This window comes from Stenotrophomonas sp. INTA L402-1, assembly GCF_059295135.1.
Genome location: NZ_JCAFWP010000114.1, coordinates 1 through 754 on the forward strand (window position 1 = coordinate 1; position 754 = coordinate 754).

The window sequence follows — 754 nt, forward strand, 5'->3', positions numbered from 1 at the left end:
GTTGAGCAATGGTCGTATTTCGCCGGAGCTGTTGGTATTGGCGGCGACGTTAGGTAATACGCTCGGCGGGGTAACCAATGTAATTATCGGGCGCCTGCTACCGGCGATGAAACCACAACGCGGGCTGGCAACGGCGCAGCGCTGGTTGCAACGCTTTGGCCCGGCTGCGTTATTACTCAGCTGGATGCCGGTGGTGGGCGATGTGTTGTGCGTGTTGGCAGGTTGGCTGCGCATGCCGTGGGGTCCTGTTGTGCTTTTTCTGTGTATCGGAAAAGCACTGCGCTACATCGTTTTGACTATGATAACGCTACAGGGTATCGCTTGGTGGCATTAACGAAGTGAATATAACTCAATATTCTATCGGGTGCGGTTTCAGTATGCTTACGAATTATCGTTTTAGAAGCGGGAGGTCAATTTGATCCCGGACGTATCACAGGCGCTTTCTTGGTTGGAAGCCCACCCTCAGGCATTAAAAGGCATCCGCCGCGGTATTGAGCGCGAAACGCTGCGCGTTACTGCAGACGGCAAACTGGCTACCACCGGGCATCCGGAACATCTGGGGGCGGCATTAACGCATCATTGGATTACCACGGATTTTGCCGAGGCGCTGCTGGAGTTTATTACGCCGGTTGATGAAGATATCGATCATTTATTGACGTTCCTGCGCGATATTCATCGCCACGTGGCGCGCAATATCGGTGATGAACGCATGTGGCCGCTGAGTATGCCGTGCTTTATCGGCGCGGAGCAGGAT

The 754-nt window shown here is 54.0% G+C and carries 2 protein-coding genes; both read left to right on the forward strand.

Annotated elements, in window-relative coordinates; translation table 11 throughout:
* Positions 1-334: YqaA family protein (locus AC5O77_RS21780; protein ID WP_494507174.1), on the forward strand; the 334-nt coding region annotated here is incomplete at its 5' end.
* Between the two features lie 81 nt (positions 335-415).
* The coding region (locus AC5O77_RS21785; RefSeq protein WP_494507175.1) for a hypothetical protein at positions 416-754 on the forward strand (339 nt) is incomplete at its 3' end.